This window comes from Nonomuraea sp. NPDC049504, assembly GCF_040676845.1.
Lineage (GTDB): Bacteria > Actinomycetota > Actinomycetes > Streptosporangiales > Streptosporangiaceae > Nonomuraea > Nonomuraea salmonea.
Genome location: NZ_JBFAPT010000015.1, coordinates 1 through 26,328 on the forward strand (window position 1 = coordinate 1; position 26,328 = coordinate 26,328).

At 67.7% G+C, this 26,328-nt stretch carries 25 protein-coding genes, 1 tRNA gene and 2 pseudogenes; 19 read left to right on the forward strand and 9 right to left on the reverse strand.

Translation table 11 applies throughout. The features are described from left to right. Together AB0K28_RS26960 and AB0K28_RS26965 are read left to right on the forward strand one after the other, a co-directional pair. A partial coding sequence (locus tag AB0K28_RS26960; RefSeq protein ID WP_364375281.1) for a transposase occupies positions 1-420 on the forward strand: 420 nt, incomplete at its 5' end. A gap of 46 nt (positions 421-466) precedes the next feature. After that, a complete protein-coding gene (locus AB0K28_RS26965; protein ID WP_364375284.1) occupies positions 467-787 on the forward strand; it encodes a hypothetical protein in 321 nt (106 codons plus the stop codon). Positions 788-1,795: 1,008 nt separating this feature from the next. Here the strand turns inward: AB0K28_RS26965 and AB0K28_RS26970 are convergent. Beyond that, the gene (locus tag AB0K28_RS26970; RefSeq protein WP_364375287.1) at positions 1,796-2,479 is read right to left on the reverse strand and encodes an SMI1/KNR4 family protein; all 684 of its coding nucleotides are present in this window, start codon (positions 2,477-2,479) and stop codon (positions 1,796-1,798) included. Positions 2,480-2,838: 359 nt separating this feature from the next. On the opposite strand from AB0K28_RS26970, the gene AB0K28_RS26975 reads away from it, so the two are divergent. Beyond that, positions 2,839-4,668: an IS481 family transposase gene (locus tag AB0K28_RS26975; protein WP_364375817.1), complete on the forward strand. Its 1,830-nt coding sequence runs from the start codon at positions 2,839-2,841 to the stop codon at positions 4,666-4,668. A gap of 37 nt (positions 4,669-4,705) precedes the next feature. Here the strand turns inward: AB0K28_RS26975 and AB0K28_RS26980 are convergent, their stop codons facing one another. Both AB0K28_RS26980 and AB0K28_RS26985 read right to left on the reverse strand, forming a co-directional pair. Then, positions 4,706-5,545 carry an inositol monophosphatase family protein gene (locus tag AB0K28_RS26980; protein ID WP_364375820.1) on the reverse strand — a complete coding sequence of 280 codons (840 nt, stop codon included), beginning with the start codon at positions 5,543-5,545 and terminating at the stop codon, positions 4,706-4,708. Between the two features lie 159 nt (positions 5,546-5,704). Next, a pseudogene (locus AB0K28_RS26985) lies at positions 5,705-6,031 on the reverse strand (DUF5919 domain-containing protein); the annotation flags it as partial. Between AB0K28_RS26985 and AB0K28_RS26990 the strand changes: the two are divergent. The 6 genes and pseudogenes from AB0K28_RS26990 to AB0K28_RS27015 all read left to right on the forward strand — a co-directional run. Then, positions 5,956-7,071, forward strand: a pseudogene (locus tag AB0K28_RS26990) (replication initiator); the annotation flags it as partial. The pseudogenes AB0K28_RS26985 and AB0K28_RS26990 overlap by 76 nt on opposite strands. 12 nt (positions 7,072-7,083) lie before the next feature. Then, positions 7,084-7,290 carry a helix-turn-helix domain-containing protein gene (locus AB0K28_RS26995; protein ID WP_345395018.1) on the forward strand — a complete coding sequence of 69 codons (207 nt, stop codon included), beginning with the start codon at positions 7,084-7,086 and terminating at the stop codon, positions 7,288-7,290. Continuing rightward, complete coding sequence (locus tag AB0K28_RS27000) at positions 7,290-8,102, forward strand: N-terminal phage integrase SAM-like domain-containing protein (protein ID WP_345395015.1); 813 nt, start codon at positions 7,290-7,292, stop codon at positions 8,100-8,102. Before AB0K28_RS26995 ends, AB0K28_RS27000 begins: the two co-directional genes overlap by 1 nt. Next, positions 8,099-8,323, forward strand: coding sequence for a hypothetical protein (locus AB0K28_RS27005; RefSeq protein ID WP_345395012.1), 225 nt, complete (start codon positions 8,099-8,101; stop codon positions 8,321-8,323). Before AB0K28_RS27000 ends, AB0K28_RS27005 begins: the two co-directional genes overlap by 4 nt. 195 nt (positions 8,324-8,518) lie before the next feature. Then, positions 8,519-8,644, forward strand: coding sequence for a hypothetical protein (locus tag AB0K28_RS27010; RefSeq protein WP_364375292.1), 126 nt, complete (start codon positions 8,519-8,521; stop codon positions 8,642-8,644). 75 nt (positions 8,645-8,719) lie between these two features. Beyond that, on the forward strand, positions 8,720-9,958 hold the full coding sequence (locus AB0K28_RS27015) for an IS256 family transposase (protein WP_364375823.1): 1,239 nt from the start codon (positions 8,720-8,722) through the stop codon (positions 9,956-9,958). Positions 9,959-10,208: 250 nt separating this feature from the next. On the opposite strand, the gene AB0K28_RS27020 is transcribed toward AB0K28_RS27015, so the two are convergent. After that, positions 10,209-10,279 (reverse strand) — tRNA-Gly (locus AB0K28_RS27020). Between the two features lie 98 nt (positions 10,280-10,377). Between AB0K28_RS27020 and dcd the strand changes: the two genes are divergently transcribed. The 3 genes from dcd to AB0K28_RS27035 all read left to right on the forward strand — a co-directional run bounded on the left by dcd (position 10,378) and on the right by AB0K28_RS27035 (position 12,838). After that, positions 10,378-10,953, forward strand: a complete 576-nt coding sequence (dcd, locus tag AB0K28_RS27025) for a dCTP deaminase (RefSeq protein ID WP_364375826.1) — start codon at positions 10,378-10,380, stop codon at positions 10,951-10,953. Positions 10,954-11,204: 251 nt separating this feature from the next. Continuing rightward, entirely contained in the window at positions 11,205-11,822 is a 618-nt protein-coding gene (locus AB0K28_RS27030; RefSeq protein WP_106243913.1) for a DUF47 family protein, read from the forward strand. A gap of 8 nt (positions 11,823-11,830) precedes the next feature. Continuing rightward, the gene (locus AB0K28_RS27035) at positions 11,831-12,838 is read left to right on the forward strand and encodes an inorganic phosphate transporter (protein WP_364375295.1); all 1,008 of its coding nucleotides are present in this window, start codon (positions 11,831-11,833) and stop codon (positions 12,836-12,838) included. A 15-nt stretch (positions 12,839-12,853) separates the two neighbouring features. Here the strand turns inward: AB0K28_RS27035 and mshD are convergent, their stop codons facing one another. After that, positions 12,854-13,762 (reverse strand): mycothiol synthase, encoded by a 909-nt coding sequence (gene mshD / locus AB0K28_RS27040; protein WP_364375298.1) that lies wholly within the window; start codon positions 13,760-13,762, stop codon positions 12,854-12,856. Between the two features lie 108 nt (positions 13,763-13,870). Between mshD and AB0K28_RS27045 the strand changes: the two genes are divergently transcribed. Further along, positions 13,871-15,658, forward strand: a complete 1,788-nt coding sequence (locus AB0K28_RS27045) for a bifunctional metallophosphatase/5'-nucleotidase (protein ID WP_345395006.1) — start codon at positions 13,871-13,873, stop codon at positions 15,656-15,658. 4 nt (positions 15,659-15,662) lie between these two features. Here the strand turns inward: AB0K28_RS27045 and AB0K28_RS27050 are convergent, their stop codons facing one another. Next, positions 15,663-16,736, reverse strand: coding sequence for a HAMP domain-containing sensor histidine kinase (locus AB0K28_RS27050; protein WP_364375301.1), 1,074 nt, complete (start codon positions 16,734-16,736; stop codon positions 15,663-15,665). 88 nt (positions 16,737-16,824) lie between these two features. After that, positions 16,825-18,225, reverse strand: a complete 1,401-nt coding sequence (locus AB0K28_RS27055) for an MFS transporter (RefSeq protein WP_364375304.1) — start codon at positions 18,223-18,225, stop codon at positions 16,825-16,827. 104 nt (positions 18,226-18,329) lie between these two features. Between AB0K28_RS27055 and AB0K28_RS27060 the strand changes: the two genes are divergently transcribed. Both AB0K28_RS27060 and AB0K28_RS27065 read left to right on the forward strand, forming a co-directional pair. Continuing rightward, complete coding sequence (locus AB0K28_RS27060; RefSeq protein WP_364375307.1) at positions 18,330-19,745, forward strand: cytosine permease; 1,416 nt, start codon at positions 18,330-18,332, stop codon at positions 19,743-19,745. A gap of 22 nt (positions 19,746-19,767) precedes the next feature. Beyond that, complete coding sequence (locus AB0K28_RS27065; RefSeq protein WP_345394988.1) at positions 19,768-20,229, forward strand: hypothetical protein; 462 nt, start codon at positions 19,768-19,770, stop codon at positions 20,227-20,229. Here the strand turns inward: AB0K28_RS27065 and AB0K28_RS27070 are convergent. Next, entirely contained in the window at positions 20,226-22,028 is a 1,803-nt protein-coding gene (locus AB0K28_RS27070; protein ID WP_364375310.1) for an alkyl sulfatase dimerization domain-containing protein, read from the reverse strand. The genes AB0K28_RS27065 and AB0K28_RS27070 overlap by 4 nt on opposite strands. Before the next feature lie 97 nt (positions 22,029-22,125). Here AB0K28_RS27070 and AB0K28_RS27075 point away from each other — a divergent pair, with 97 nt between their 5' ends. Both AB0K28_RS27075 and AB0K28_RS27080 read left to right on the forward strand, forming a co-directional pair. Further along, positions 22,126-22,764 (forward strand): HAD family phosphatase, encoded by a 639-nt coding sequence (locus AB0K28_RS27075; RefSeq protein ID WP_364375313.1) that lies wholly within the window; start codon positions 22,126-22,128, stop codon positions 22,762-22,764. A 66-nt stretch (positions 22,765-22,830) separates the two neighbouring features. Beyond that, a complete protein-coding gene (locus AB0K28_RS27080; protein WP_364375315.1) occupies positions 22,831-23,769 on the forward strand; it encodes a ribose-phosphate pyrophosphokinase in 939 nt (312 codons plus the stop codon). Here the strand turns inward: AB0K28_RS27080 and AB0K28_RS27085 are convergent. Then, on the reverse strand, positions 23,756-24,046 hold the full coding sequence (locus AB0K28_RS27085) for an SDR family oxidoreductase (RefSeq protein ID WP_364375318.1): 291 nt from the start codon (positions 24,044-24,046) through the stop codon (positions 23,756-23,758). The two genes, AB0K28_RS27080 and AB0K28_RS27085, sit on opposite strands and share 14 nt — an antisense overlap. Between AB0K28_RS27085 and AB0K28_RS27090 the strand changes: the two genes are divergently transcribed. Both AB0K28_RS27090 and AB0K28_RS27095 read left to right on the forward strand, forming a co-directional pair. After that, positions 24,034-25,566 carry a recombinase family protein gene (locus AB0K28_RS27090; RefSeq protein ID WP_364375321.1) on the forward strand — a complete coding sequence of 511 codons (1,533 nt, stop codon included), beginning with the start codon at positions 24,034-24,036 and terminating at the stop codon, positions 25,564-25,566. The genes AB0K28_RS27085 and AB0K28_RS27090 overlap by 13 nt on opposite strands. A 63-nt stretch (positions 25,567-25,629) precedes the next feature. Further along, the gene (locus AB0K28_RS27095) at positions 25,630-26,289 is read left to right on the forward strand and encodes a hypothetical protein (protein WP_364375324.1); all 660 of its coding nucleotides are present in this window, start codon (positions 25,630-25,632) and stop codon (positions 26,287-26,289) included. Positions 26,290-26,328 lie beyond the last annotated feature (39 nt).

Here is a 26,328-nt window from a genome sequence, read left to right on the forward strand (position 1 = left end):
GCCACCCTGGTGCGCACCATCTTCGACCAGCCCACCGCCGAGCAGGTGCGCACCCAGCACGCCTGGGTCATCGACGCCCTGGAAGCCAAGTACCCAGCCGCCTGTGAGCACCTGGACGCCGCCCGCGAGGACCTGCTCGCCTTCGCCGCCTTCCCCCGTGAAACCTGGCGCCAGATCTGGTCCAACAACCCGCAGGAACGGCTGAACAAGGAGATCCGCCGCCGCACCGACGTGGTCGGTATCTTCCCCGACCGGCTCTCGATCATCCGGCTGGTCGGCGCGGTGCTGGCCGAGCAGACCGACGAATGGACCGAAGCCCGCCGCTACATGGGCCTGGACATCCTGGCCAAAGCCCGCGTCCGGCTGGTCACCGGCGACACACCGGCCCAGAACCCGCTTCCACAGACACTTACCGCTTAACCTGCAAAAACAGGATCACTCGAAGATCGATTCATACACCACGTCCGTGGACGTGACCGTCACCCATACTGGCGATTGGGAACTCGAAGCATCTGCTCACGGCAACGAGGCCTCGCTGGAAGAGCTCATCAGGGCAGTGACTGATCCTCTTCTTGGGCTTGCGGACGAGCTCGGTTCACTGGCCAGGGTGGGGGCAACGATCGAACTGCACCTTACGCGTGACCTGCTCGGGCCAGGAGTTGGTGCTCTGTGCTTCATGTTGGATGCCCCCGTGATCAAACTCCTGGGGGAGGTCGGCGCCGAAGTGTGGATCGACGAATACGACGAGGTCGAGTGGGAGCGCAACGCGCATACGCCGTCCGCGTGATCATCCCGGAGCCGGAGTGCCCCCGCCGGAGGCATCTATGGCGCCCTGCTCGGCATGGCGATGAGCGACCAGGCTCCAGAGAACCAAATCAGGTTGGAGGTGGGCCCCGCGCTCGGGGAGGTGGAGCTGAACGAGTTGTTCGGGGCGTCGTGGCCTGATTATCGTCCTGCTTCGTTCTCGGGGATGCTGGCCTGCAGTCTTTGCTGGGTGGCCGCATACCGTGAGGCGTTCCATCCCCCGTCGGGATGGGTGTGGGCGGGTGCGGGACACCGGCGAGCATCTCGGCAGCATGCGATGCATGGTGGAATGCCTGAGCAGAGCGTCAGCGAGGCCCGTTCGGGGGCGGGCATCCGCCAGCCCACCGTGTAACCAGGCAACGGGCGGGGCCGAGGGCGAGCGCAGCGAGCGTGGTTTTCAGGGGGGTCGAAGGGGGCGAAGTCCCCTGGGAGACACGGACTGGAACACCCATGCGCGAAGCGCTTTATGTGGAAGGCCATGCAGTGAGGCCCCGGAAAAGGATTGGAGCGGGTGACGGGAATCGAACCCGCGCTGTCAGCTTGGGAACTGCATCGATCACGGCCCACTGAGGTGCTGACCTGGGCGGAAGACCGGTCCTGAGTGACCGTGGTTGACCCCCCGTCACCCCTCCTAATGGCCCGGCGATCAGCCCGCCACCTGGTGTTCTTCTGCGCGACGCGCGCACGCCGTCCATCTGATCATCCCGTCTGCCGTCGACCCGCCCGAAGGGGAAGCGGGCCGGGGCCACGGGTACCAGATGGAGCGCCCTACCGGACGAACGATCTGGTATCCGTGGCCCCGGTCTGCTCGGCTCGTCCCGGGTCGATGGCGGACGGGATGATCAGCTTCCACCTCAGCAACCTACGAACCTCAGCCGTTGAGTAGTGATCATCCCGGAGCCTGAGGCCCGCCGGAGGCAAGGGCTTGGTTCTTGACCTAGAGGTTGTCATGCGCAGCGGGGGTTACATGATGATGATGCTGCGGAACCGCTCATGAGGTTCGTCCTGGGGGTGACAGCTCGGCTTCGGCGCGTGTGAGCCATGCCTCGTACCAAGCGTCGAAGGTTGGCGCAGGACCGAGATATATGGGTGTGGTCAGGTCGTAGAGCTCGCTCTCCAAGCTGGCGGGGGCGGTCTTGGCTGGTCGCCAGGCGCTTGCGTCGAGCCAGACATCCCACACCGTGCCCATCAACTCTCCTGCGGTTACCAACGCGGTGACACCCGAGCAACCCTGGGTGCCGATGAAGATGCAGCCGGGTGTGGGGCCGGGGGCTTGGATGCTGGGGCCGCCACCAGAGGTGGGCTTTGGATTGTGGACCCATGCATACCAGGCGTTGTAGATCTGCTCGGCGTCGCGACGGGTGAACGGGAAGGGTTTGGCAGGATCGCCCTCGGTTTCTGCTTCGATCTCCTCAGGTCCCCAGATGCCGTAGTACGGGCCCGCTCCGGGGCCGAGCTGGAGGAGGAACTCCCGGTATGCGGGCGGTAATGGGACACCGAGATCGTCTTCTAGAGCTTGGACCGAGGTGGGGTTGAGCGGAGTGTTGCGGTACTGGTGTCGTTTAGCGCCGAAGATGAGGAACCGCTCGTTGCGTCGGTAGAACTTATGCAGGTGTGCGGGTCGGCCGTTTTCGACGGCTCGCAGTCGGTCGAGTCTGGCTGTCATGGTCGCCATGGCGCCAGTATGAGGCTCTTCGTGGGCAATATGGCGGCAGCGTGGCGCTCAGGTCGGCGGGCTCGTTTGGCTGCGGCGGGGTGTGGGGCGGCTACGGCCCGGGCCGCCGCCGGCCGGGACCGGCCCCCAGGCCGCATGCGCGGCCGGCGAGGCGGTGGAGGGCCTGGTACGCCGGCGCGCCGCGCCGCCGCTTGATACCTACAAGAGCTATTCGGCAATCTTCCGGTCGAACACCCTGTCCTGTCTCGCTTGATGGTTGACACTCTGGCCTCGCTTGATGCTTGACACCTTGATCGTTATCTGTGCCTGCTCGTGGCGTTATCGGCGCTTCGGGGGAGGCTCGGGTGGCATTGGTGGAGTTGAGTGTCGTGGAGCAGCGCTATCACGCGGTGATCGAGGTGTTGTCGGGGGCGAAGGTCACCGATGTGGCCGGACGGTATGGGGTGTCGCGGCAGTCGGTGCATGCCTGGGTGCGCCGATATCAAGACGGTGGCCTGGCGGGGCTGGCCGACCGGTCGCATGCGCCCAAGGCGCATCCGATGCAGACACCGGCGGTTATCGAGGCGTTGATCTGTGAGCTGCGGCGGGCGCATCCGCGGTGGGGGCCGCGCACCCTGTTGTGGGAGCTGGGCCGGCGCGGGGTGGAGTTGTTGCCGTCGCGGGCGAGCATCTATCGGGTGCTGGTGCGCAACGGGCTGGTCGACCCTGTTGCGCGGCGGCGCAGGCGTGAGGATTACCGGCGGTGGGAGCGGCCGGGGCCGATGCAGTTGTGGCAGATGGACATCATGGGCGGGCTGCTGCTGGCCGACGGCAGTGAGGCCAAGCTGATCACCGGGGTGGACGATCACTCGCGGTTCTGTGTGATCGCCTCAGTGGTGGCGCGGCCGACCGGGCGGATGGTGTGTGCGGCGTTCGCCGAGGCGATGCGTGGCTACGGGGTGCCGTTGGAGGTGCTGACGGACAACGGTAAGCAGTTCACCGGCCGGTTCGGCGGGCCGAAGGCGGGTGAGGTGCTGTTCGAGCGGGTGTGCCGGGAGAACGGCATCAAGCTGCGTCACACCGCCCCCAGGACCCCGACCACGACGGGGAAGATCGAACGGTTCCATCAGAGCGTGCGCCGCGAATGGCTGGATGAGGCGCTGCCGTTCGCCTCGATCGAGGCCGCCCAGGCCGAGACGGACGCGTTCGTGAAGCATTACAACACCGCCCGCCCGCACCAGGCGCTGGACATGGCCTTCCCCGCCGACCGGTTCTTCGCCGAGCGCAGCGACGGACAGCGCCGGGCTGAGCGGGAACTACCGCTGCAGCTGCCCGCCGCTCTGACCACGGTGACCGCTTCCGCTCCTGAAGCTGCGCCTGCGACTGTCCCGATCCCGGCTGGCGACCACGGTGATCAGCCTGAACGTCCTGCGCCCGTCCTGAGGACCTCGATCGATCCGCTGTCGCGCCAGGCGATCGAGGTCGATCGGATCGTGCCCGCCTCGGGGAACCTGTCGATCGGTGGCCAGCAGCTCTGGCTCGGACCTGACCGGGCGGGCCTGCCGATCACCGTGTGGATCAGCACGCAGCGGCTGCACGTGTTCACCACCGGCGGTGGCAGGCTCAAGAGCGTGGCCTCCCGGCTGACCGTCAAAGACCTGGCCGCGCTGCTCGCCTCCGGGCAAGCCCGCCCGGCAGCCGACGACCCCGTTCCCGAACCGCCGATCGAGGCCAGCGCCGTCGAGATCGACCGGCAGGTCAGCTCCATCGGCACCATCAGCCTGGCCAGCCGCGCCTTGTGCATCGGCGCCCACCTGGCCGGCCGGCGCGTCACCGTGCGCCTGGACGGCATCACCGCCCGCGTCATGGATGAAGACCGCCAGCTGCTGCGCGCCGTGCCCTGCCCCCTCCCGCTCGCCGAGTGCGTCACCCTGCGCAACGCCCGCGCCGCCGGACCACCGCCCACCTCCCCTGCCGGGCCCGTCACCGTCCAGCGTGTGGTCTGCAGCCGCGGCCACTTCCAGGTCGTCGGACAGAAGATCCAGGTCGGACGGGTCCACGCCCGCAAGATCCTGGACGTGACCGTGGACGACACCCACATCACCGTCCACGACAACGGCGAACCCATCCGCGTCGTGCCTCGAACCACCACCCAGGAGATCACCCGGATCAAGTCCCAGGCGCATACTAAGAAGCGAAAGATCGGCTAGGAGTGTCAAGCATCATCCGATGCCAAAGCGTCAAGCATCAAGTGAGACCAGACATCCGGTCGAACACCCGGTCGAACACCCCGGCCTTACGGGCCTCGGCAATGAGTTCCACGAGGTCGGCCACGAGCTTGGGGCTTGCGGCGATGGTCGCGTGGGCGGTCATGCTGTGTGGGCTTCCGTCGAGATCGACCACCGTCGCTCCGGCCTCTCGGGCGATGATGACCCCTGCTGCGGTGTCCCAGGGGTTGTTGCTGAGCATGATGTTCGCGTCGATCCTGCCGTCCGCAACCCACGCCAGATCGATCGCGGCCGAGCCGAACATCCGGATGCGCTGGACACGTCCGGCGAGTTCTTCAGTCAGGGCGAGACGCGGCCGGTTGCGCTCGTCGGCGTTCTCCCCTACGGCGTAGTCGCCGATCGCCACGATCGCGCTCTGCAGCTCGCGGGCATCGCTGACGCGGATCTCGGAGCCGTTGACGACAGCGCCAGCACCTTCGGCCGCCGAGTAGCGGAGGTTGAGGAACGGCAGGTCGATCACTCCGAGTGTGGGCGTGTCCTTGTCGACCAGGCCCAGAGAGACGCCGCAGAGCGGGATGCCGTGCAGGAAGTTGGCAGTTCCGTCCACGGGGTCCAGCGCCCACATCAGGCCGTCGCCCAGGTGGCTGACGCCTTCCTCCTCGCCAAGGAATCCAATCTCAGGACTCTCGCGGGACAAGAACTCCCGCACGGCATGCTCAACGGCGTAGTCCACCTCTGTCGCCATATCCCGGTCACCCTTCGCCGTGACGACGCCGGGAGCCTTGGTACGGATGATCTCACTGGCGATCGACACGGCGCGCTCAGCGATAGGGAGAAGGGTCCGGGCGTCGATGGTCATACGGGTTTGCTCCGCTCCCACATATCCCCTTAGCACCTGGTCGAAAATGGGGAACAGCCCTCTTCGGCGGTGTTGTCTGTGATTACAAAGGTAGGTGAATCGACTCCGCGCCTGCGGGAGGTACGGCTGGACCACGCACAACGCCCGGTCCACGATGAGCAAGTTGAATCGGATCGTCTCGCCGTAGGGGTGGAGCTCAAGGCGCTGGGCCGATGTGGTGTCGAGTCGATCGCGCAACCTGGTCAGCATGCTGATGTTGAGCGCTGTGAGGGTCGTCAGGGTGCTGTCGGTGTAGCCCTCTTCTGCTTCGCGGGCGCGGATCGCTTGGCCCTTCGGGTCGAGGAAGAGGCAGCGGATGCGCGTGCCGGAGTCGAGCAGACGCTTGAGCTGGCGACGTGCTCGGTCGTACGCGGTCCAAGCGCGTCCGCTCCACCAAGCGCCGCCAGGACGCGCCCGACCTGCCCAAGCGAAAGATGGCCAGCACAATCCTGGGCCGGACCTTCGAGGCGGCGAACGGCAAGACCTACCGGCCTTCTCTGTTCGTCACGCTCACCCTGCCGAGCTACGGCAAGGTCATGAACGGCGCTCCCGTCGATCCGGCCACGTATGACTACGTTCGGACGGCTCGTGACGCGCTGCACTTCTCCAAGCTCGTGGACCGGTTCGTGCAGAACCTTCGCCGCGTCGCTGGCTACGACGTGCAGTACTTCGCCACGGTGGAGTCTCAGAAGCGGCTCGCTCCACACCTGCATATGGCCATCCGGGGCACCTTGCCGCGCACCGAGATGAAGCAGATCGCGGCGGCCACCTATCACCGAGTCTGGTGGCCTCAGGCGGATGAAGTCCGTTTCGAGGGCGACCACCTGCCCATATGGAACGACGGCTACGTGGATCCCGACACGGGCGAGGTCCTGCCCACCTGGGACGAAGCGCTCGACCAGCTCGGCGACGAGCCCATGCACGTGATCCGCTTCGGCGATCAGATGGACGTGAAGGGTGTGCTCGCCGGGTCGCCGGACGCCGACCAGTGCATCCGGTACCTGTCCAAGTACCTGACGAAGAGCCTCGGCGAGACCTTGGACGACCAGGCGCAGCGGGAGCACGCGGCCCGCTTCGTCGATGCCCTGCGCTACGAGCCGTGCTCGCCGACCCGCCCGAACTGGCTCCGGTACGGCGTGCAGCCCAAGAACGCCAAGCCGGGGATGGTTCCCGGCCGCTGCCGGTCCAAGGCTCACAAGCCCGAACACCTCGGCTACGCCGGTCGCCGGGTCCTCGTCTCCCGGAAGTGGAGCAACAAGACGCTCGCCGAACACAAGCAGGACCGCCGCACCTGGGTCCTGGAAGCGCTCGGCCAGGCCGACGAACCGACCGACCCACACCGCTACGTCTGGCAACCGGTCAGGCCGGGCGATCCCGAGGTCGCTCCGATCGGCGTCCGGCTCCTCAGGTCCATCGCCGAACGGCAGCGATGGCGGGCCCACCTGAGACGCCTCGAAGAACTTTCGGCAACTCCGCAGGCAGCCTGAGCGGAGGAGATCTTGGACCAACTGTTCACCGTCCCGGAAGCGGCCGAACTGCTCAGCACCTCGGTTCGCTTCGTCCGCCGACTGATCGCCGAACGCCGGATCGAGTTCGTCAAGGTCGGGCGGCACGTCCGCATCCGAGAGTCCGCACTGATCGCCTTCGTCGTCGCCGGGACCGTCGCGCCCATGACGACCTGCGACGCAACCGGGAGGGCCGCCTGATGGCGAACAAGGAGAACCACCGCCGTTTCGGCAACATCCGCAAGCTGCCCTCAGGGCGGTTCCAGATCCGCTATCCCGGACCGGACGGCCGGACCCTGATCGAGGGAAAGATCCTCGCCGGGACGTGGACCGACCCTGAGCGGGCCAAGGTCAAGCTCGCAGAGTATTCGGCAACCTGGATCGACCAGCGTCCCGGGCTTCGGCCGAGGACGATCGACCTCTATGGCTGGCTGCTCAAGAAGCACATCACGCCGTACCTCGGCAACGTCTCGCTCGGCAAGCTCTCCACCGCAATGATTCGGCAGTGGCGGGCGGCTCTGCTCGGCAAGGGCGTCTCGGTCAGCATGGCGGCCAAGGCGTACCGCCTCCTCCGTGCCGTGCTCATGACGGCGGCCGAGGATGACCGGATCATCTCCCGCAACCCGTGCCGAATCCGCGGGGCCGGCGACGAGCACGCCGAAGAGCGACCGGTCCTCTCCGTCGGGCAGGTCTTCGAGCTGGCGGACAAGGTTGGGCGCCGCCCGGTGGGCAGCATTCGAGGGCTCAAGAGAGGTGAGGGGCACCGCATCCGGTTCCAGCGGCATGGCGAGATGCGGACCTACCCGGAGGTCTTCCCGACGCGAGTGGAAGCCGAGCGGGCGCTGTGGCGAATGATCGACACCGGGCAGGCCGACTGCACACACGATCGGCGCTACAGAGCCTTCGTGCTCCTGGCCACCTTCGCGAGCCTGCGATGGGGCGAGCGGAGGCTGTACGGGAGATCGGCGTTCCGGGGCTGCACTTCCATGATCTCCGTCACACGGGCAACATGATCGCGGCGGACTCGGGAGCGGGCCTCAAGGACCTCATGGCACGCATGGGACACGACAACGTCCGAGCCGCGATGATCTACCAGCATGCAGTCCGGGGAGCCGACAAGCTGATCACCGAGGCCATCGACAAGCACCTCATCGGGCATCAGAAGAGAGAAGACAACGCCCAGAGCGACGCGGATGACGACGACGGCCCGGCCGCCCTGACGACGGTGAGGTGAATGCGACCCGCTTCGCGCCGTGCGAGATCAGGACTGCAGCCAGCGTCCATCTTGATATTCGACCGGGATCTCGTCATCTCCCGGCTCGATTCCCAGTGCTTCGAGCGCATCGAACCACCGGTCCCGCTGAGATTCGGGAAGGCGTGTCCCGCACCAGGGACAGAACGAGATGATGATGGAGGAGCTGCCGCCATCGTGGATGAGCAAGCTGTACTCGACGAACTGCTCGTTGAACCTGATGAGCAGTTAGCGTCCACGGGAGTGGTGTACGGTTTTGAACCCGTTCGTCACCTTGATGCCCGCGAGGGAAGATCGATGTGACATGGGGGCGGCCACTCCGCGATCCTTCACAGCTGTCGAAGGCAAGAAGGAGAACGAGAAGTGGCCGCTAAAGACATTCTGCCTGCTCAGGGTGAGTGGTTCGACGAGACCCTCGCCGCGGCGTCGCCCGATGTGCTGCGCGAGATGGTCGCGCGGATGGCGCAGATGATGATGGACGCCGAGGTCGAGCAGCGCTGCGGGGCCGGCTACGGCGAGGTGTCCGAGCAGCGCGTCAACTCGCGCAACGGCTACCGGCGGCGCGAGTGGGACACCCGCGCCGGGACGGTGGAGCTGGCCATCCCGAAGCTGCGGCAAGGTTCGTATTACCCGGAGTGGCTGCTGGAGCGGCAGCGGCGGGCCGAGCGGGCGCTGGCCTCGGTGGTGGCCACCTCCTACCTGCTGGGCGTCTCGACCCGGCGGGTGGAGCGGCTGGCCGAGCAGCTCGGAGTGACCCGGCTGTCGAAATCGCAGGTCAGCGTGATGGCCCGGGAGCTGGATCAGATGGTGAGCGAGTTCCGTAACCGGCCGTTGGATGCCGGGTCGTATACGTTCGTGTGGATCGACGCGCTCACGCAGAAGGTGAGGGAGGGCGGCCGGACGGTCAACGTGCACGCGCTGGTGGCGACCGGCGTCAACGCCGACGGGCACCGCGAGATCCTCGGCATCGACGTGGTGTCGTCGGAGGACGGGGCCGGCTGGCTGGCGTTCCTGCGCGGTCTGGTCGCCCGCGGGCTGTCCGGCGTCAGCCTGGTGATCTCCGACTGCCATGCCGGGCTGCGTGACGCGATCGCCTCCACCCTGCCCGGCGCCTCCTGGCAGCGGTGCCGCGCGCACTACGCGCGCAATTTGGCGACCCGTGTTCCGAAGAACGCCCAGCCGTGGGTGTCGACGATGCTGCGCACCGTCTTCGAGCAGCCCGACGCCGCCTCGGTGCGGGCCCAGCACCGCCAGGTCGTCCAGGCGCTGGAGGGCAAGTACCCCAAGGCGGCCGAGCATCTGGACGAGGCACGCGAGGACATCCTCGCCTTCGCCGCCTACCCCAAGACCGTGTGGCGGCAGATCTGGTCCAACAACCCGCAGGAGCGGCTGAACAAGGAGATCCGCCGCCGCACCGACGTGGTCGGCATCTTCCCCCACCGCGACGCGATCGTCCGGCTGGTCGGCGCCGTCCTGGCCGAACAGCACGACGAATGGACCGAAGGCCGGCGCTACCTCGGCCTGGAAGTCCTCGCCGAATGCCGCAAGGCTGCCGGGAGGAAGGCACACGAGGACGCTATTGAGACTAATGTGACTAATAGTGCTATTGCTGCTTAAATAGGATTTAGATCGCAGAGTGGTTGAATCTCATACACCACGATCTTGGACGCGGCCGATGAGCATGTCTGGACAGTCGGACGGGTCCGGATGCTGATCACACTTCCAAGTCACCTGGCGAACCATCGACTCGCAGCAGTGCTCGACCAAGGACACCTCTCCACCTAATGGCACGCAGAGATCAACAGCCCTAGGAACCACCAAAGCCCAGGTACCGAATCCATCGGTCCACCTGGGCCTTCCCTATGAGAGCGGGTGACGGGAATCGAACCCGCGCTGTCAGCTTGGGAAGCTGATGTTCTGCCATTGAACTACACCCGCGTACGACCGAACGTCGCGCCCCTACTCTAGCGGAAACTTGGGCCACAACAGCAATCCCCGAGCCCGCACGTCGGTCCACGACCGGTAAGTTGCTCACCGTGCTGCTATCTGACCGTGACATCCTGGCCGAGATCGACGCCGGGCGTCTGTCGCTGGATCCGTTCGATCTGGAGATGCTTCAGCCGTCCAGCATCGACGTCCGGCTTGACCGATTTTTCCGGGTGTTCGAGAACCATCGCTACCCCCACATCGATCCGTCGGAGGAGCAGCCGGATCTGACGCGGATGGTGGAGCCCCGGGGGGACGAGCCGTTCATCCTGCATCCGGGTGAGTTCGTGCTGGCCTCCACGTACGAGGTCGTCAGCCTGCCGGATGATCTGGCGTCGCGGCTGGAGGGCAAGAGTTCGCTGGGCCGGCTGGGGTTGCTGACGCATTCGACGGCGGGGTTCATCGATCCCGGGTTCAGCGGGCATGTGACGCTGGAGTTGTCGAACGTGGCGACGTTGCCGATCAAGTTGTGGCCGGGGATGAAGATCGGGCAGCTCTGTGTGTTCCGGTTGAGCTCGCCGGCGGAGCACCCGTACGGGTCCGACAAGTACGGTTCGCGGTACCAGGGTCAGCGTGGCCCGACCCCGTCGCGGTCGTTCCAGAACTTCCACCGGACCAAGATCTGACTTCAGGTGAACAACAGGTGAACAGTAGAGGAACAGGTAGGTGAACAGCAGGGGTCGAGAAGCCATCATGAAGGCGTTCTGAGCGGTCGCAACGCCGGTCCGAGCTGCACGAATGCCCCCGAAACCACCTGCTACACCGGTGTTGTGGGACGAACACCGGGTAGCCAGTAGGCGAAGGGGACATGAAGTTCGCATTTCGCCTGGTAAGCCATACTCTTCCACGGACCATCCCCGCACATCTGGAGAACGACGTGCGCCTGCGTCTCACGCCACGTGAGGACAGCTACTACGACCTGTTCGCCGACTCGGCGAACAACCTGGTCACGGCATCCCGGCTACTGGTGGAGATCATCAGTGACGGCTCGGACAGGGAGGCCCTGGCCGAGAAGATGCGCGCCTGCGAGCACGCCGGTGACGAACGCACTCACGCGATCATGAACCGGCTCAACGAGAGCTTCATCACTCCGTTCGACCGCGAGGACATCTACCGGCTCGCCTCGAACCTCGACGACGTGATGGACGCCATGGAGGCGGCCTCCGACCTGATCGTCCTCTACCAGATCGACCATCTCCCGAAGGACGTCGTCCGGCAGGTCGAGGTGCTGGAGCGGGCGGCGGAGCTGACGGCCGAGGCCATGCCGCGCCTGCGTTCGATGAAGAACCTGAACGAGTACTGGATCGAGGTCAACCGCCTGGAGAACCAGGGTGACCAGGTCTACCGGCGGCTGCTGGCCAAGCTGTTCAGCGGCGAGTACGACGCGCTGACCGTGATGAAGATGAAGGAGGTCGTCGACGCCCTCGAGGAGGCGGCCGACGCCTTCGAGCACGTCGCCAACACCGTCGAGTCGATCGCGGTCAAGGAAAGCTAGGCCCGGCAGTGGACCTCACGCTTGGCCTCGTCATCGGCGTGGTCGTCATCGCGTTGGCCTTCGACTACACCAACGGGTTCCACGACGCGGCGAACGCGATCGCGACCTCCGTATCGACCCGGGCCCTGACCCCCAGGGCCGCGCTGTTCATGGCGGCGGCGATGAACTTCATCGGCGCCCATCTCGGCACCCAGGTCGCGCAGACCGTCGGAAAAGGCATCATCGACGCCCCCGACGGCTCGCACGGCCTGGTGATCGTGGCGGCCGCGCTGATAGGCGCGATCGTCTGGAACCTCATCACCTGGTATTTCGGCCTGCCGTCCTCCTCCAGTCACGCGCTCATCGGCGGCCTGGTGGGCTCGGCGCTGGCCTCCGCCAGCGTCGTGCACTGGGACGGCGTCGTGGAGAAGGTCGTCATCCCGATGGTGCTGTCGCCGGTGATCGGGTTCAGTCTGGCCGCCGCGATCATGATCGCAATCTACTGGATCTTCCGCAACGGGCAACCCGGCAAGACCAACAGGGGCTTCCGGTACGCGCAGACCGTCTCGGCCGCGGCGATGGCGCTCGGCCACGGCCTGCAGGACGCGCAGAAGACGATGGGCGTCATCTTCCTGGCGCTCACCGTCGGCGGGTTCGCCCAGCCGTCCGACCCGATCCCGCAGTGGGTCATCCTCTCCGCGGCGGGGGCGATCTCCCTCGGCACGTACGCGGGCGGCTGGCGCATCATGCGGACCCTGGGCCGGCGCATCATCGCGCTGGACCCGCCGCAGGGTTTCGCGGCCGAGTCGGCGGCGGCGACCGTCCTGTACGGCGCGGCCATCGGCTTCGGCGCCCCCATCTCCACCACCCACACCATCACCACGGCGATCATGGGTGTGGGGGCCACCAAGCGGCTCAGCGCGGTGCGGTGGGGCGTCGCGGGCAACATCGTGACCGCGTGGATCCTCACCATCCCGGCCGCGGCCATCGTGGCCGCCGTGTCCTACTTCGTCCTGCACGCCATCGTGGAGGGCTGACCCCCGGAAAGACCCCTACTGCGGGGGCGCGTACATGACATCGACGTCATAGCGGGTGAAACCGAGGCCCTCGTAGAGGCGGATCGCCGCCGTGTTGGTCTCGTCCACGTACAGCATCGCCTGGGCGAGACCGCGCGAGCGCAGGTGTTCGAGCCCGGCCAGGGTGAGCGCCTTGCCGAGACCGGTGCCCTGCTGGGAGGGGTCGACGCCGACGACGTAGACCTCGCCCAGCGGGTCGTGCCCGTGCTCGGACGAGCCGTGCACCTTCGTCCAGTGGAAGCCGGCGAGGCGGTCGCCGCGCTGGGCGAGGAAGAAGCCCTCGGGGTCGAACCAGGGCTCCTGCTCGCGCCGCAGCAGGTCGTCCATCGTCCAGGCGCCCTGTTCCGGGTGGTGGGCGAAGGCGGCGGCGTTCACCTTGAGCCATTCCTCCTCGTCCTGCCCTGGGACGAACGTCCGCAGCTCCACGCCGACCGGCAGCGTCGCCGGCGGCAGCGGTTCCGCCAGGGGGCGGCGCATTTGCCACAGGGAGCGGACGCGGTCGAAGCCGAAGGCGGCGGCGAGCGCGGCCGCGCCCGCGTGGTCGCCGTGGGCCCACAGGCGGGGGCGGCCGCCGGCGGCGTCCATGACGGCGCGCAGCAGGCGGGCGCCGTGGCCTCGGCGGCGGTGTTGGGGGTGGACGACCAGCTCGGCGCTCGGCCCCTCGACCTCGTCGGTGGGATCGACGTGGGCGTAGCCGGCGAGCGCGTCGCCGGCGTAGAGGAGGAGCGAGCGGGCCTGCGGGTCGCCGCCGTATCTCAGGTGCAGCATGACGTGTTCGTTGAGCGGACGGACGCCGTCGGCCTCCGTCGCGGCCTCCACCAAGCCGACTACGTCGGCGATCTCCTGGTCAGCGAGCCTTTGCCGGATATCCACGCGCACGTTCACAGAACGAACTCTAGGCGTACGACTGGCAAATAACGCCATCAGGCACCCCGGCAAATCGTTACCTTTGCGACATTGGTTGCATAGCTTCCCGCCGTAACGTCTTGGGCCATGACGTCTGGTTCCTTCCTCCGGCTGGCGCTCGCCGGAGCCGTCGCCTCGGGTGCGGTGCTGATGGCCACCATCCCGGCGAACGCGAGCAAGGCGCCCAGGACGGTTCCCGTCCGGCTCCTGGCGCTCAACGACTTCCACGGCAATCTCGAACCTCCCACCGGGTCCTCAGGCCGCATGGTGGACGAGCAGGGCAACACGGTCGACGCCGGCGGCGCGGCCTACGTCGCCACGCACATGAAGGCCCTGCGCGACAGGAACACGATCGCCGTCGCCCAGGGCGACCTCATCGGGGCCACGCCGCTGATCTCGGCCGCCTACCACGACGAGCCGTCGGTCGAGTTCATGGGCAAGCTCGGGCTCAAGGTGGCCGCGGTCGGCAACCACGAGTTCGACGAGGGCTACACGGAGCTGCGCCGCATCATGAAGGGCGGCTGCCACCCCGTGGACGGCTGCTCGCCCGCCGGCAAGTGGAAAGGCGCCGCGTTCGACTACGTCGGCGCGAACGTGCTGTTCAAGAACAAGCACGAGAAGACCGACGCGCTGGCCGCGCTCGGCGGCGCGCACAGCTCGAAGATCAAGAAGCTGCTGTCCGACTGGGGCGTGCCCGCGCTCCCGCCGGTCAGCATCAAGATCATGAACGGCGTGCCGATCGGCTTCATCGGCCTGGTCACGCAGACGACCCCGAGCATCGTCACGACGGAGGGCATCAAGGACCTCACGTTCGTGGACGAGGTCAAGGCCGCGAACGTCGCCTCCAAGCTGCTCAAGCTGGTCGGCGTGAAGGCCCAGGTCGTGCTGGTGCACGAGGGCGACCAGGTGAACGCGGGGCAGTCGCCCGACGCGTGCAGCGCGGTCCCCAGCGCGGGCAACCGCATCGCCACCCAGGTGGACCCCGAGATCGACATCGTGCTCAGCGGCCACTCCCACCAGGCGTACGTGTGCAAGGTGAAGGACCCGGCGGGCAAGGACCGGCTCTTCTCGCAGGGCGGCTCGTTCGGGCGGGTCATCACCCAGGTCGACATGAAGGTGAACGTCAAGACGCGGGACATCGACCGGGCCTCCGTCGTGGCCGACAACCACGTGGTGACGCGTACGGTGACGCCCGACCCCGAGATCTCGGCGTTCGTCCAGACCTGGAAGGACCGCGTGGCCCCGGTCGCGAACCGGGCGGTCGGCACGATCAGCGCCGACATCACGACGGCCGCGGCGCCGTCCGGTGAGACGCCGCTCGGCAACCTCATCGCCGACGCCCAGCTCGCCGCCACGCGGGAGGGCGGCAACGCGCAGATCGCGCTGATGAACCCGGGCGGGGTGCGGGCGCCCCTCACGTACGCGGGCTCGCCGGCCGGTGAGGGCGACGGGGTCGTGACGTACGGCGAGGCGTTCACCACGCAGCCGTTCAACAACCTCATGCAGGTCGTCACGCTGACCGGAGCACAGCTGAAGACGGTGCTGGAGCAGCAGTTCACCGGCGGCCCCAACAACCAGGCGTTCACCAAGATCCTGCAGCCTTCGGCGAACTTCACCTACACCTACAGCCAGAGCGCGCCGTGGGGCTCGAAGGTGTCTGGCATGACGATCGACGGCCAGCCGGTGACGGACGCCCAGACGATCCGGGTGGCCGCGAACAACTTCCTGGTGGGCGGCGGCGACGCGTTCCTCGGCTTCACCGAGGGCACGGACCTGTGGAGCGGGCCGCTGGACGTCGACGCCTTCGTCGACCACCTCGGCAGGGACAACCCGATCGCCCCGCCGGCCACCGACCGCATCACGGTGGTGCAGTGACCAGCTAGGCGGTGTGCAGGGGCAGGACGGCGACGAAGCGGGCGCCGGGGCGGTGGTCGGCGGCGGTCAGCGTGCCGCCGTGGGCCACCGCGATCTCCCTGGACAGCGGCAGCCCCAGCCCGGAGCCGCCGCTGTCCTTGGCCCTGGCGCTCTCCAGCCGGGTGAAGCGCTCGAAGACCCGCTCGCGGTCCTGCGGCGCGATGCCGTCGCCGTCGTCGGTGACGGTCACCACCACCTCGTTCCCGCGCACGGCCACGGAGACGTCGATGCGGGTGGCGGCGTGCCTGGTGGCGTTGTCGAGCAGGTTCGTCAGCAGGCGGTCGAGCTGCACGGGCGAGCCGAGCACCGGGGCGGGGCCGCTGAGCCGCAGGTGCACGGGCACGCGGGCGCCCTCGCGGCGGCGTACCTGCTCCTCCGCGACGCCGCACAGGTCCACCACGCGGCGCCGCGTGACGGCGCCCGCGTCGAGCTTGGCCAGCATGAGCAATTCGTCGATGATGCAGGTCAGCCGGTCGGCGGCGGCGAGCGCGCGGGCGCAGGTGACCGGCCAGTCCGTCTCGTCGGGGTAGCTGCCCGCGACCTCCAGCTGGGCGCGCAACGCGGAGATGGGGCTGCGCAGCTCGTGGGAGGCGTCGGCGACGAAGCGGCGCTGGGTCTCGGCGGAGCGTTCGAGCCGGTCGAGGGTGTGGTTGGTGGTGACCGCCAGCCCGGCGATCTCGTCCCCTGTGTCAGGTACGGTCACCCGCCTGCTCAGGTCCTGCCCGGTGATCTCGGCCAGCTCGGCGCGGATGCGCTCGACCGGGCGCAGCGCGGACCTGACCGCGCTCCAGGTGAGCCCGCCGACGGCCAGCAGGACGAGCGGCGCGCCGAGCGACGTCCACAGCAGCGCCCGCCGCGGGTCGGCGAGCGCGAGCACGACCCCGGTGGTGAAGACGGCGGCGGCGGCCAGCGTCGCGATCGTGGTCAGCCGCGCCCGGATCGAGCGCGGGAGCGCGCGCAGCGCACCTGGTGTGCCGCCCGGGGTCCTGCCCGGGGTTCTGATCGAGCGCGGAACCAGCGGCACCAGCCGGACTGTCATCCCATCCCACCCTCCCACGTCACTGTCCGTGACTTTACCCTCCGTTGACGTTCTCCCTAACCTGCGAACACTTCTCCGATAGACACGCTCAGTGAGCGTCACGGCGGCTGCGCATCAGGTCGTACAGCGCGGCGAGCAGCGCGACGCCGATCGACGACACCACGACGATCAGTCCGTGGCGGAACGCGCTCGCCCAGCCGTCGCCCAGCGAGCCGAAGAAGGTCGAGCCGGCCGCCGCGATGCCGATGGCCGAGCCGAGCCGCTGCCCGGTCTGCAGGACGCCGGCCGCGCTGCCGCCGCCCGCGGGCGGCACCTCGGAGAGCGTGATGGCCTGGTTGGGCGAGATGACCAGGCCGCTGCCGAGGCCCGCGAGCAGCAGCGGCAGGGCGGTCGCGAGGCCCGTACGCGGCCCTGGGACGAGCGCGGTGGCGATCATCGTGGCGATGAGCCCGGCGATCACCATGCACAGCCCGATCGCCGTCAGCCGCCGCCCCATCCGGGAGACGAGGTGCCCGCCGAGCACGGCGGCCGAGGCGGAGCCGAGCGCGAACGGCGTGATCGCGAGCCCGGCGAGCAGCGCGCTGTAGCCGTGGCCGCTCTGCAGGTAGAGGGTGAAGATGAAGAAGATGCCGGTGAAGCCGGAGAAGTAGAACAGCGCGATGGCGGTGCCCAGCCGGTACGACCGCTTGCGGAAGAGCTCCAGGTTGACCAGCGGCTCGCGCGGATAGCGGCGTTCCCAGGCCACGAAGGCGGCCAGCACGACCAGCGCGGACACGGCGATCAGCGTGGAGACCTGAGCGTCCCAGCGGTGCCGCTGGATGGCGGGCACCAGCAGCCCGGCGACGCCGACGCCGAGAAGCAGCACGCCGACCGGGTCCATGCTCTCGCGCCGGCGCTCATCGACGTCGGGGCGCGGCAGCACCCGCCAGGCCAGCGGCAGCAGCGCCAGCCCGATCGGCACATTCACCAGGAACACCCACCGCCAGCCCAGCTCGGGCCCGAAGACGCTGACCAGCGCGCCGCCGATGAGCGGTCCGGCGGCGGTGGAGACGCCGATGGTGGCGCCGAGCGCCCCGAACGCGCGGCCTCGCTCCGAGCCCCGGAACATCTGCTGGATCAGCCCGGACACCTGCGGGTTCAGCAGCCCGGCCGCCATGCCCTGGACGAGCCGGGAGACGATCAGGACGGGCATCTGCCAGGCGAGGCCGCAGAACGCGCTGGAGAGGGTGAACAGCGTGACGCCCCACAGGAAGATCGTGCGCCGGCTCCTGGCGTCGCCCAGCCGCCCGGCGGGGATGAGGAACAGGCCGAAGGTGAGGGCGTAGCCGGACACCGTCCACTGCAGGGCGTCGTCGCCGGCGTGCAGGGCCTCGCGGATCGACGGCAGCGCGACGTTGACGATGCTCACGTCGAGCCCCGTCATGAAGGCGGAGGTCAGGCATACGGCCAGGGCGCGCCGTCGCGGGTCGGAGCCGAACGCGCCGATCACCTCCTCCGCCGGAAACCGAGCTGGATGATTCCCCGGGAAAGCGGAGATATCGCCCACCAGGATTTTCTTTGCCCGGAATGCCCCCTGACGAGTACCGTCCGATCATGAGCACGATGGAGGTCGAGCAGAACGGCATCAACGCCGTCCCCGAAGGCGAGCGGCGCGGCAGGCCGCGCGACCTGTTCTGGCCCTGGGCGGGCTCGAACCTGTCGCTGTTCGGGGTGGCGTTCGGTGTCTACATCGTCGGGCTGCAGCTCGGCGTGGTGCCCGCGATCATCACCGGCGCCGTGGGCTACGTGCTGTCGTTCCTGCTGGTCGGGCTGGTCGCGGTGGGCGGGGCGCGGTCCGGCGTGCCGACGATGACGCTCGGGCGGGCGCCGTTCGGCTACCACGGCAACAAGCTGCCGACCCTGTTCTCCTACATCTCGAACGTCGGCTGGGAGATCGTGCTGGTCACGCTCGCCGCGCAGAGCGGGGCCGAGATCCTCGGCCGCGTCGCGCCCGGCATCCCGGAGACGACGACCACCGCGATCTGCTTCGTCGTCGCCGCCGTCGTGGTGATCGCGGTCGGCGTGTACGGCCACGCGATGATCATGGTCGTCCAGCGCTACCTGACGTACGTGTTCGTCGTGCTCACCGTCGTCTACATGGTGCTCATGGCCCCCAACCTCGGCGTCTCGCTGGAGACCACGGCCGGTCCCGGCGGCTGGGTGGGCGGCGTCATCTTCGCCATGACGCTGCTCGGGCTCGGCTGGGTCAACTGCGGCGCCGACTACTCCCGCTACCTGCCCGCCACCTCGTCCCCGCGCTCGGTGACCCTGTGGACGACGCTCGGGGGCGCGCTGCCGCCGATGGTGCTGCTGGTGTTCGGCGTGCTGCTGGCGGGCGGTGACCCGAAGCTGGCCGAGGAGGCGGGCGCCAACCCGGTGGCGGCGCTGGCGGCGGCGCTGCCGACGTGGTTCCTGCTGCCGTACCTGCTGACCGCGATCGGCGGGTTCCTGGCCGGGGCGATCATGGACATCTACTCGTCGGGGCTGTCGATGCTGGCGCTCGGCGTGCCGATCAGGCGCCACTACGCGGTGCTGATCGACGGGCTGCTCATGGTGCTCGGCGGCTACTACCTGCTGTTCGTCTCCACCAGCTTCCTGGCCACCTTCCAGGCGTTCCTCGCGATCGTGGGCGTGGTGATGGCGGCCTGGGCCGCGATCTTCCTGGTGGACATGTGGCGGCTGCGGGCCGGCGGCCGGGGCTACGACGAGCGGCTGCTGCGGGCCGGCGCGCCCGCGCTCAACTGGGCGGGGCTGCTGTCGCTGGTCGTGGCGTCGATCGTCGGGCTCGGGCTGATCACCTCGGCCGACCCGAACATCGCGAACGTGGTCGGCTTCCTCATGAGCGCGGAGCTGGAGGGCGGCACGTTCGGGTCGGCGAACATCGGCGTGGTGATCGCGCTGGTGCTGGCCGGGATCCTGTACTTCGCGCTGTCGGCGGTGCCGCGGCTGCGCACCCACGTGCGGAGCTGACCCGGGCGGTTACGCTTGGTGCGTGACGATGAACGTTCCGTACCGGCTGCTCACCTGGGCGGTGCACGCGACGGGGCTCGGCGTGCTGGCGGTCGCCGTGGTCACCACGTGGCAGCAGGACCGCCTGGCGGTCGCGTCGGGCGGGGTGCTGCTCGGCCTCCTCTACGCCGCCGCGCCCGCCACCCCGGGCCCGGCCAGGGCGGTGTGGCTCGGGCTCGTGAGCGCCGGGTGGGCGGTGCTGGCCGTGGCGGCGCCGCCGTTCGTGTGGCTGGCGTTCCCGCTGCTGTTCGCGTACCTGCACGTGCTGCCGCTGTGGGCGGCGATGTTCGGCGTGTCGGTGCTGACCTCGTCGGCGATCATCGCGGCGGCCTGGCACGCCGGTGAGCTGACCCTGCCGCTGCTGGTCGGGCCGGGCGTGGCCGCGGCCGTCGTGACGCTGCTCGCGCTCGCCTGCAGGGCGCTGCGCGCCGAGCTGGGGCGCTAGGCGGTCACGATCGCGAAGTCCGGCACCGGGTGGTCGAGCACGGCCACCAGCCGGCGCAGCACGTTCGTGTCGCCCTCGCGCTCGACGCCCTCCACGCCCTTGCCCGACAGCAGGCCGGCGAGCTGCGCCCTGGTCAGCCGCAGGGTGAGGTCGGCGGCGCCGTCGTCGCCCGGGTCGCGCTGCTGGACGAACGCGCCGTTCGACAGCGACGTACGGTAGCGCCGCCCGAGGTCGGTCAGGTGCCAGTCGATGGTCAGCCGCTCGTGCCAGGCGCGCGGCCCGTCCACCCTGATGGCGATCGAGTCGAAGATCTGCTCCACGGAGAGCGCGGCGAAGAAGTCGGCCTCGGGGCGGTCGGCCGTGGCCGGGACGATGCCGTCGGCCAGCTCCAGCGCGCCCATCAGGTAGAAGTTGCGCCAGGTGGCGTTCTCGGCGCCGTGGCCGAGCCGGGTGTAGACCTCGGCCAGCAGGTCGCGGGCCTCCTTGTTGCCCTCGTCGGCGAAGACCGCGTGGTTGAGCAGCTGGGCGGCGAAGCGCAGGTCGTTCTCGTCGATGTAGCGGCGGGCGAAGGCCACCACGGCCGCGCCCCCGCCCAGGCACTCGACGTACCTGATCGCGCTGTCCTTCGGCGGGTGCTCCCACAGGTGGGCGGGGTTGCCGTCGAACCAGCCGAGGTAGCGCTGATAGACGGCCTTGACGTTGTGGCTGACGCTGCCGTAGAAGCCGTGCGCGTGCCATGCCTGCTCCAGCTCGGGCGGGAGCTGGACGACCTCGGCGATCTCGGCCGCCGTCAGGCCCTTGTTGAGCAGGCGCAGGGTCTGGTCGTGCAGGTAGGCGTACAGGTCGCGCTGCTGCGACAGGAAGCGCTCGATGCGCTCGCGGCCCCAGGTCGGCCAGTGGTGGGAGGCGAAGGCGACGTCCGTGCCGTCGAGGAACAGGGCGAGTGCCTCGGTGAGGTAGCGGGCCCAGGCGCGTGCGTCGCGGACCTGGGCGCCGCGCAGCGGCAGGATGTTGTGCTGGTTGTGGGTGGCGTTCTCGGCCAGGCACAGGGCGCGGCGGCCGGGGAAGAACACGTTCATCTCGGCGGGGGCCTCCGCGCCGGGCGTGAGCTGGAAGATCATCCGTACGCCGTCCACGACCTCCTCCTGACCGGTACGCGTGACCTCCGTGGTCGGCGGGATGAGCGACATCGTGCCGGTCGAGACCGTCATGCCGAGCCCGGCGCCGACCTGGCCCTCCGGAGAGCGGGGCAGGGCGGGGCCGTACATGTAGACGGCGCGGCGGGCCATGGCGGGGCCCGCGTAGACGTTCTCGGTGACCGCGTGCTCCATGAAGCCGGCCGGGGCCAGGATCGGCACGCCGCCGCCGGTCACCCCGCGCACGCCGCCGAAGTGGTCCACGTGGGAGTGGGTGTAGACGACGCCGGTGACCGGGCGGTCGCCGCGGTGGGCGCGGTAGAGCTTGAGCGCGGCGGCGGCGCACTCGGTGGAGATCAGCGGGTCGATGACGACGACGCCGGTCTCGCCCTCAGCCAGCGTCATGTTCGACAGGTCGAGGCCGCGTACCTGGTAGATGCCGTCGGTGACCTCGTACAGGCCCTGGCGGGCGCAGAGCGCGCCCTGCCGCCACAGGCCGGGATGGGCGGTCCGCGGGCAGTCCTCCTTGAGGAAGTCGTAGGCGTCGTTGTCCCACACGACGTCGCCGTCCACCGATTTGACGACGCCTGGGGTGAGGGCGGCGATGAAGCCCCGGTCGGCGTCCTCGAAGTCGGCACGGTCGTGAAATGGAAGGTCTGCCATGCCAAGCCGCATGCCCCAGAAAACCAGACATATAGCCCAATAGATGCACTAAAGAGGATGAATCTCCGGCAAGTCCGGAGGTGATTAGGGTGGTCACGTGGATGCGTGCGTATTCGATCTCGACGGTGTGCTGGTGGACTCCGAGCCGGTGTGGGAGGAGGTGCGGCGGGCGTACGTCGCCGACCACGGCGGCACCTGGCAGCCCGACACGCAGACGAAGCTGATGGGCATGAGCACCGGCGAATGGGCGGCCTACCTGCACGAGATCGGCGTCGAGCAGGAGCCGGGCGACATCGCGCGCGGCGTGATCGACGAGATGGCGGCCCGCTACCGCGACGGCGTGCCGCTCATGCCGAAGGCCGTCGAGACCGTCCGCCGCCTGGCCGCGACGGCCACGCTCGGCCTGGCCAGCTCGTCCCCCCGGCGGCTGATCGACGTCGTGCTCGACGCGGCGGGGCTGACGGAGTGCTTCGCGGCCACCGTGTCCACCGAGGAGGTCGAGCGGGGCAAGCCGGCGCCCGACGGCTACCTGGAGGCGGCGCGGCGGCTCGGCGTCGATCCCCGGGGCTGCGTGGCGGTCGAGGACTCCAGCAACGGGCTGCGGTCGGCGTACGCGGCGGGCATGCACGTGATCGCGGTGCCGCACCCGCGCTACCCGCCCGCGCCCGACGCGCTCGCCCTGGCCTGGCGGGTGCTGCCCGGCCTCGACGCGCTCACCCCCGAGCTGATCCGCTGAGCCCCTTCACGACTCGCGGGGCCGCTGCCAGGCCATGTCAGTGCCGGTGGCTACGATGTGGGAATCGTGCGAGACATCACGGTTTTCAGTGGCAGTGCCCACCCCGAGCTGGCCGAGGAGATCTGCGCCCAGCTGGGCACTCCTCTCCACCCCGTACAGATCAACCGCTTCGCCAACGACGTACTCGAAGTGCAGCTCCAGGCCAACTGCCGGGAGCGCGACGTGTTCCTCATCCAGCCGCTCGTCCCGCCGGTACAGGAGCACCTCGTGGAGTTGCTGCTGATGCTCGACGCCGCGCGCGGCGCCTCCGCCGCGCGGACGACCGTGGTGCTGCCGCACTACGCCTACGCCCGCAGCGACAAGAAGGACGCCCCGCGCATCTCCATCGGCGCCCGCCTGGTCGCCGACCTGATGGTGGCCGCGGGCGCCAGCAGGGTGCTGGCCATGACCCTGCACTCGCCGCAGGTGCACGGCTTCTTCAGCGTGCCGGTCGACCACCTCCACGCGCTGCGCGAGCTGGCCGCCCACTTCCGCCGCTACGACCTGTCCAACACCGTCGTCGTCTCCCCCGACCTGGGCAACGCCAAAGAGGCCGCCGCCTTCGCGCGGCTGCTCGGCACCGGCGTCGCCATGGGCGCCAAGCAGCGCTTCAGCGACGACCGCGTGGTGATCAGCTCCGTGATCGGCGAGGTGACCGGCAAAGACGTGATCATCCTCGACGACGAGATCGCCAAGGGCAGCACGGTCATCGAGCTGCTCGACCGGCTGCGCGAGCAGAAGGTCAGGTCCGTACGCGTGGCGTGCACGCACGGCCTGTTCTCCAGCGGCGCGCTCGAACGCCTCACCTCGCTGCCCGAGGTCGAGGAGATCGTCTGCACCAACACCGTGCCGCCGCCCAAGCCGGCCGACAAGCTGACCGTGCTGTCGATCGCGCCCGCGCTGGCCGAGGCCATGCGGCGGATCCACGACGGCGAGTCGGTCAGCGCCCTGTTCAGTACATCTTGACCACCTGACCCGTCACCCGCCGCCCCTGGTGCGAGGCCAGAAACGTGATCACCTCGGCGACGTCATCGGGCTGCGCCACCTCGGGCAGCACGCCGTCGGCGGCGACCGCGATGGCGACCTTCTCGTTGACCCAGCCGGTGTCGGTGACGGGTGGATGGACCATGTTGGCCGTGACGCCGTGGCGGCCCAGTTCGCGCGCGGCCGACATGGTGTAGTTCTCCTGGGCGGCCTTAGCTACGCCGCTTCTAGTGCATACTTCGACACATGACGACCTCACCGCGTCGAGCCGGGGGGCGCACGCTCATCGAGCAGGACCCCGAGCAACTCGTATGGATCTTGTCCGGGCGGGAGTCCGCCGACCGCAAGGACCAGCTTGAGAACCAGTTCACTGACCTGCGTCAGTTCGTCCGGGGCGTGGGGGGACGAATTGATCGCGAAGTGCCCGAAAATGCGGTTTCATCGTACAAGAAAACGCGCGTTCGGCTACCGGACGGAACGTATGGGTATCGCGTTGTGCGACCCGAGTGGGAAGCGATTCTCACTGCACTGCGTCGTCAAGAATGTAATGCACTCGCAGTACCGGACCTAGACAGAGCGACGAGAGATCCACGTCTACTCGAAGATCTCATCGAAGTCGTCGAGCATTACGGCGCGTACGTCGTCAGCATGACGGGCAACATCGACCTCACGACGGACGCGGGCATTTCCGCCGCTCGCGACCTCGTGAACCAGCGGAACCAGGAATCACGAAACACATCCCGGCGCGTCAGCACCGGGAAGCGCCATGCCGCACTAAAGGGCCTGAATAGCGGTGGCCCGCTGCGTCCATTCGGATGGCGTAAGGATCGAATCAGGATAAACAAGCGAGAAGTCGCACATATTAGGCGTGAACTCCAGAGGATAACCTCAGGTGTCAGCCCTCTAACGCTCGCAAAGGAATGGACCGAACGGAAGATTCCGACAGTCACCGGCGCACGGGAGTGGCACGCAAGCACGATACAAGGGATCTATCTAAATCCGCGAATATGCGGGCTACGCACCTACCGAGGCGAGATAATCAGAGACGAGGACGGGAAGCCCGTGAAGGGCATTTGGGAACCCATCCTGACAGTCGAAGAGTACGAAGCCGTAGTCAGCGCATGGAAGCCCAACGAGCATAAGCCGTCACGCCTAGGCGGGAAGGGCACCGGCCACAGGACCAAGTACCTCCTATCTCCGTTCCTTCGCTGTGGAAAGTGTCATGCACGCCTGAACGGAACCCCCGCCACACGGCGGGGAAAGCGGGTGGTGATTTATACGTGTCGAGCCAAGGGCATGGGAGGCTGTGGAGGAATCGCACGCCTCGCAGCACCCATCGACGAATACATCACTGCTCTCGTTATCGCAGAGCACAATCGACGAATCAAGCTTCGCAAGCCTGCCGATCTTCCTCCATGGCCCAAGGAGCAGGAACTAGCCGATCTACAGAAACGGATCGAAGAATCGACTGCCGAGTATGAGGCCGGAAGATACTCCAGCGAACGCTACTTTCCGAGCCTGGCAAGGATGGAAGCCAGGGAGTCTGTTCTCAAGCGAGAGAAGCGAGCGTACGAAGCACAACAACATATTCAGAAATCCGAGACGATTGATCTCGCAAAAATATGGAACGAGCCTGACTTTACGCTGGAACAGAAGCAGGCGGCCATCGCAAAAAGCCTCACGGCCGTAATCGTCCTACCTTCAAAGAAGGGAGCGCGGTTTGACCCAAGCCTACTCAGACCGGTCTGGCGAGAAGAGGCCGAACCGGCGACACCGTGAGCGAGGTTCGACGATACCACCGCCCCCTAGACACTGAAATCAAGAGGTGCCACACTCGTTGGTGTGGCACCTCACGAAGAGCTGTTTACTGTAAGTGCACAGGTCATCCCGACACTAATAATCGCCTTAGTGTTAGAGATACGAGCAGCGTTGAGAGGCGTCGAAGGCGAGCTTGATGAATGTAAGACGCTAACGCGCAAGCTAGCCGCCGGAGGACTCGCGTTCCCCCGCATTCCAGCTCACGTTTACGAGGATCGCTTTGTAGACGAGGACGAAGAAAGAGGGCCATCATCCGACTACGTAAAGAAGTATCTCCTGAGCTTGGACAGCGTCGCTTATGCGCGCAGCGAGGAGTGCCTAGCGAGACTGGAAAAACTATTTAACAGCCTTAATCGCGAGTACGATATCGCAGGCTGGTCGATCTTCGTTCTGGGTGCATCCCTAATCGGCGAACTTGCCGCCCTCATTGGCATCATCCTGGAGTTCCCCGGATGGCTTGACTGGGTAATCGCAGTAGCACTGCTATTGGTTATCCTGTTGCAGCTAATCGCTGCCCTCGCATTGGCGCTGGCCACATCCGGCATCAATCATGGCCGTCATCCAACGCTTCGGGAGGCCACCGGAATACTGAAGAGGGCGGAACGGTGGCAAGCAGAACGAGCCGCCGAAAGTGCGAACCAGATGAATCGGAACGCTGACATTCGGGACCCGAACCATGGCTAGCCGAGCGCCGGTCAGCCGCTCTTCCTTTGAACTAATCAC

Coding starts and splice junctions, on each gene's coding strand:
- AB0K28_RS26970 (WP_364375287.1), bottom strand. CDS start 2,479: ATGGCGACCATGACAGCCAGACTCGACCGACTGCGAGCCGTCGAAAAC.
- AB0K28_RS26980 (WP_364375820.1), bottom strand. CDS start 5,545: ATGACCATCGACGCCCGGACCCTTCTCCCTATCGCTGAGCGCGCCGTG.
- AB0K28_RS27000 (WP_345395015.1), top strand. CDS start 7,290: ATGGCGAACAAGGAGAACCACCGCCGTTTCGGCAACATCCGCAAGCTG.
- AB0K28_RS27005 (WP_345395012.1), top strand. CDS start 8,099: ATGATCGCGGCGGACTCGGGAGCGGGCCTCAAGGACCTCATGGCACGC.
- AB0K28_RS27045 (WP_345395006.1), top strand. CDS start 13,871: ATGACGTCTGGTTCCTTCCTCCGGCTGGCGCTCGCCGGAGCCGTCGCC.
- AB0K28_RS27050 (WP_364375301.1), bottom strand. CDS start 16,736: ATGACAGTCCGGCTGGTGCCGCTGGTTCCGCGCTCGATCAGAACCCCG.
- AB0K28_RS27060 (WP_364375307.1), top strand. CDS start 18,330: ATGAGCACGATGGAGGTCGAGCAGAACGGCATCAACGCCGTCCCCGAA.
- AB0K28_RS27070 (WP_364375310.1), bottom strand. CDS start 22,028: ATGGCAGACCTTCCATTTCACGACCGTGCCGACTTCGAGGACGCCGAC.
- AB0K28_RS27090 (WP_364375321.1), top strand. CDS start 24,034: ATGACGACCTCACCGCGTCGAGCCGGGGGGCGCACGCTCATCGAGCAG.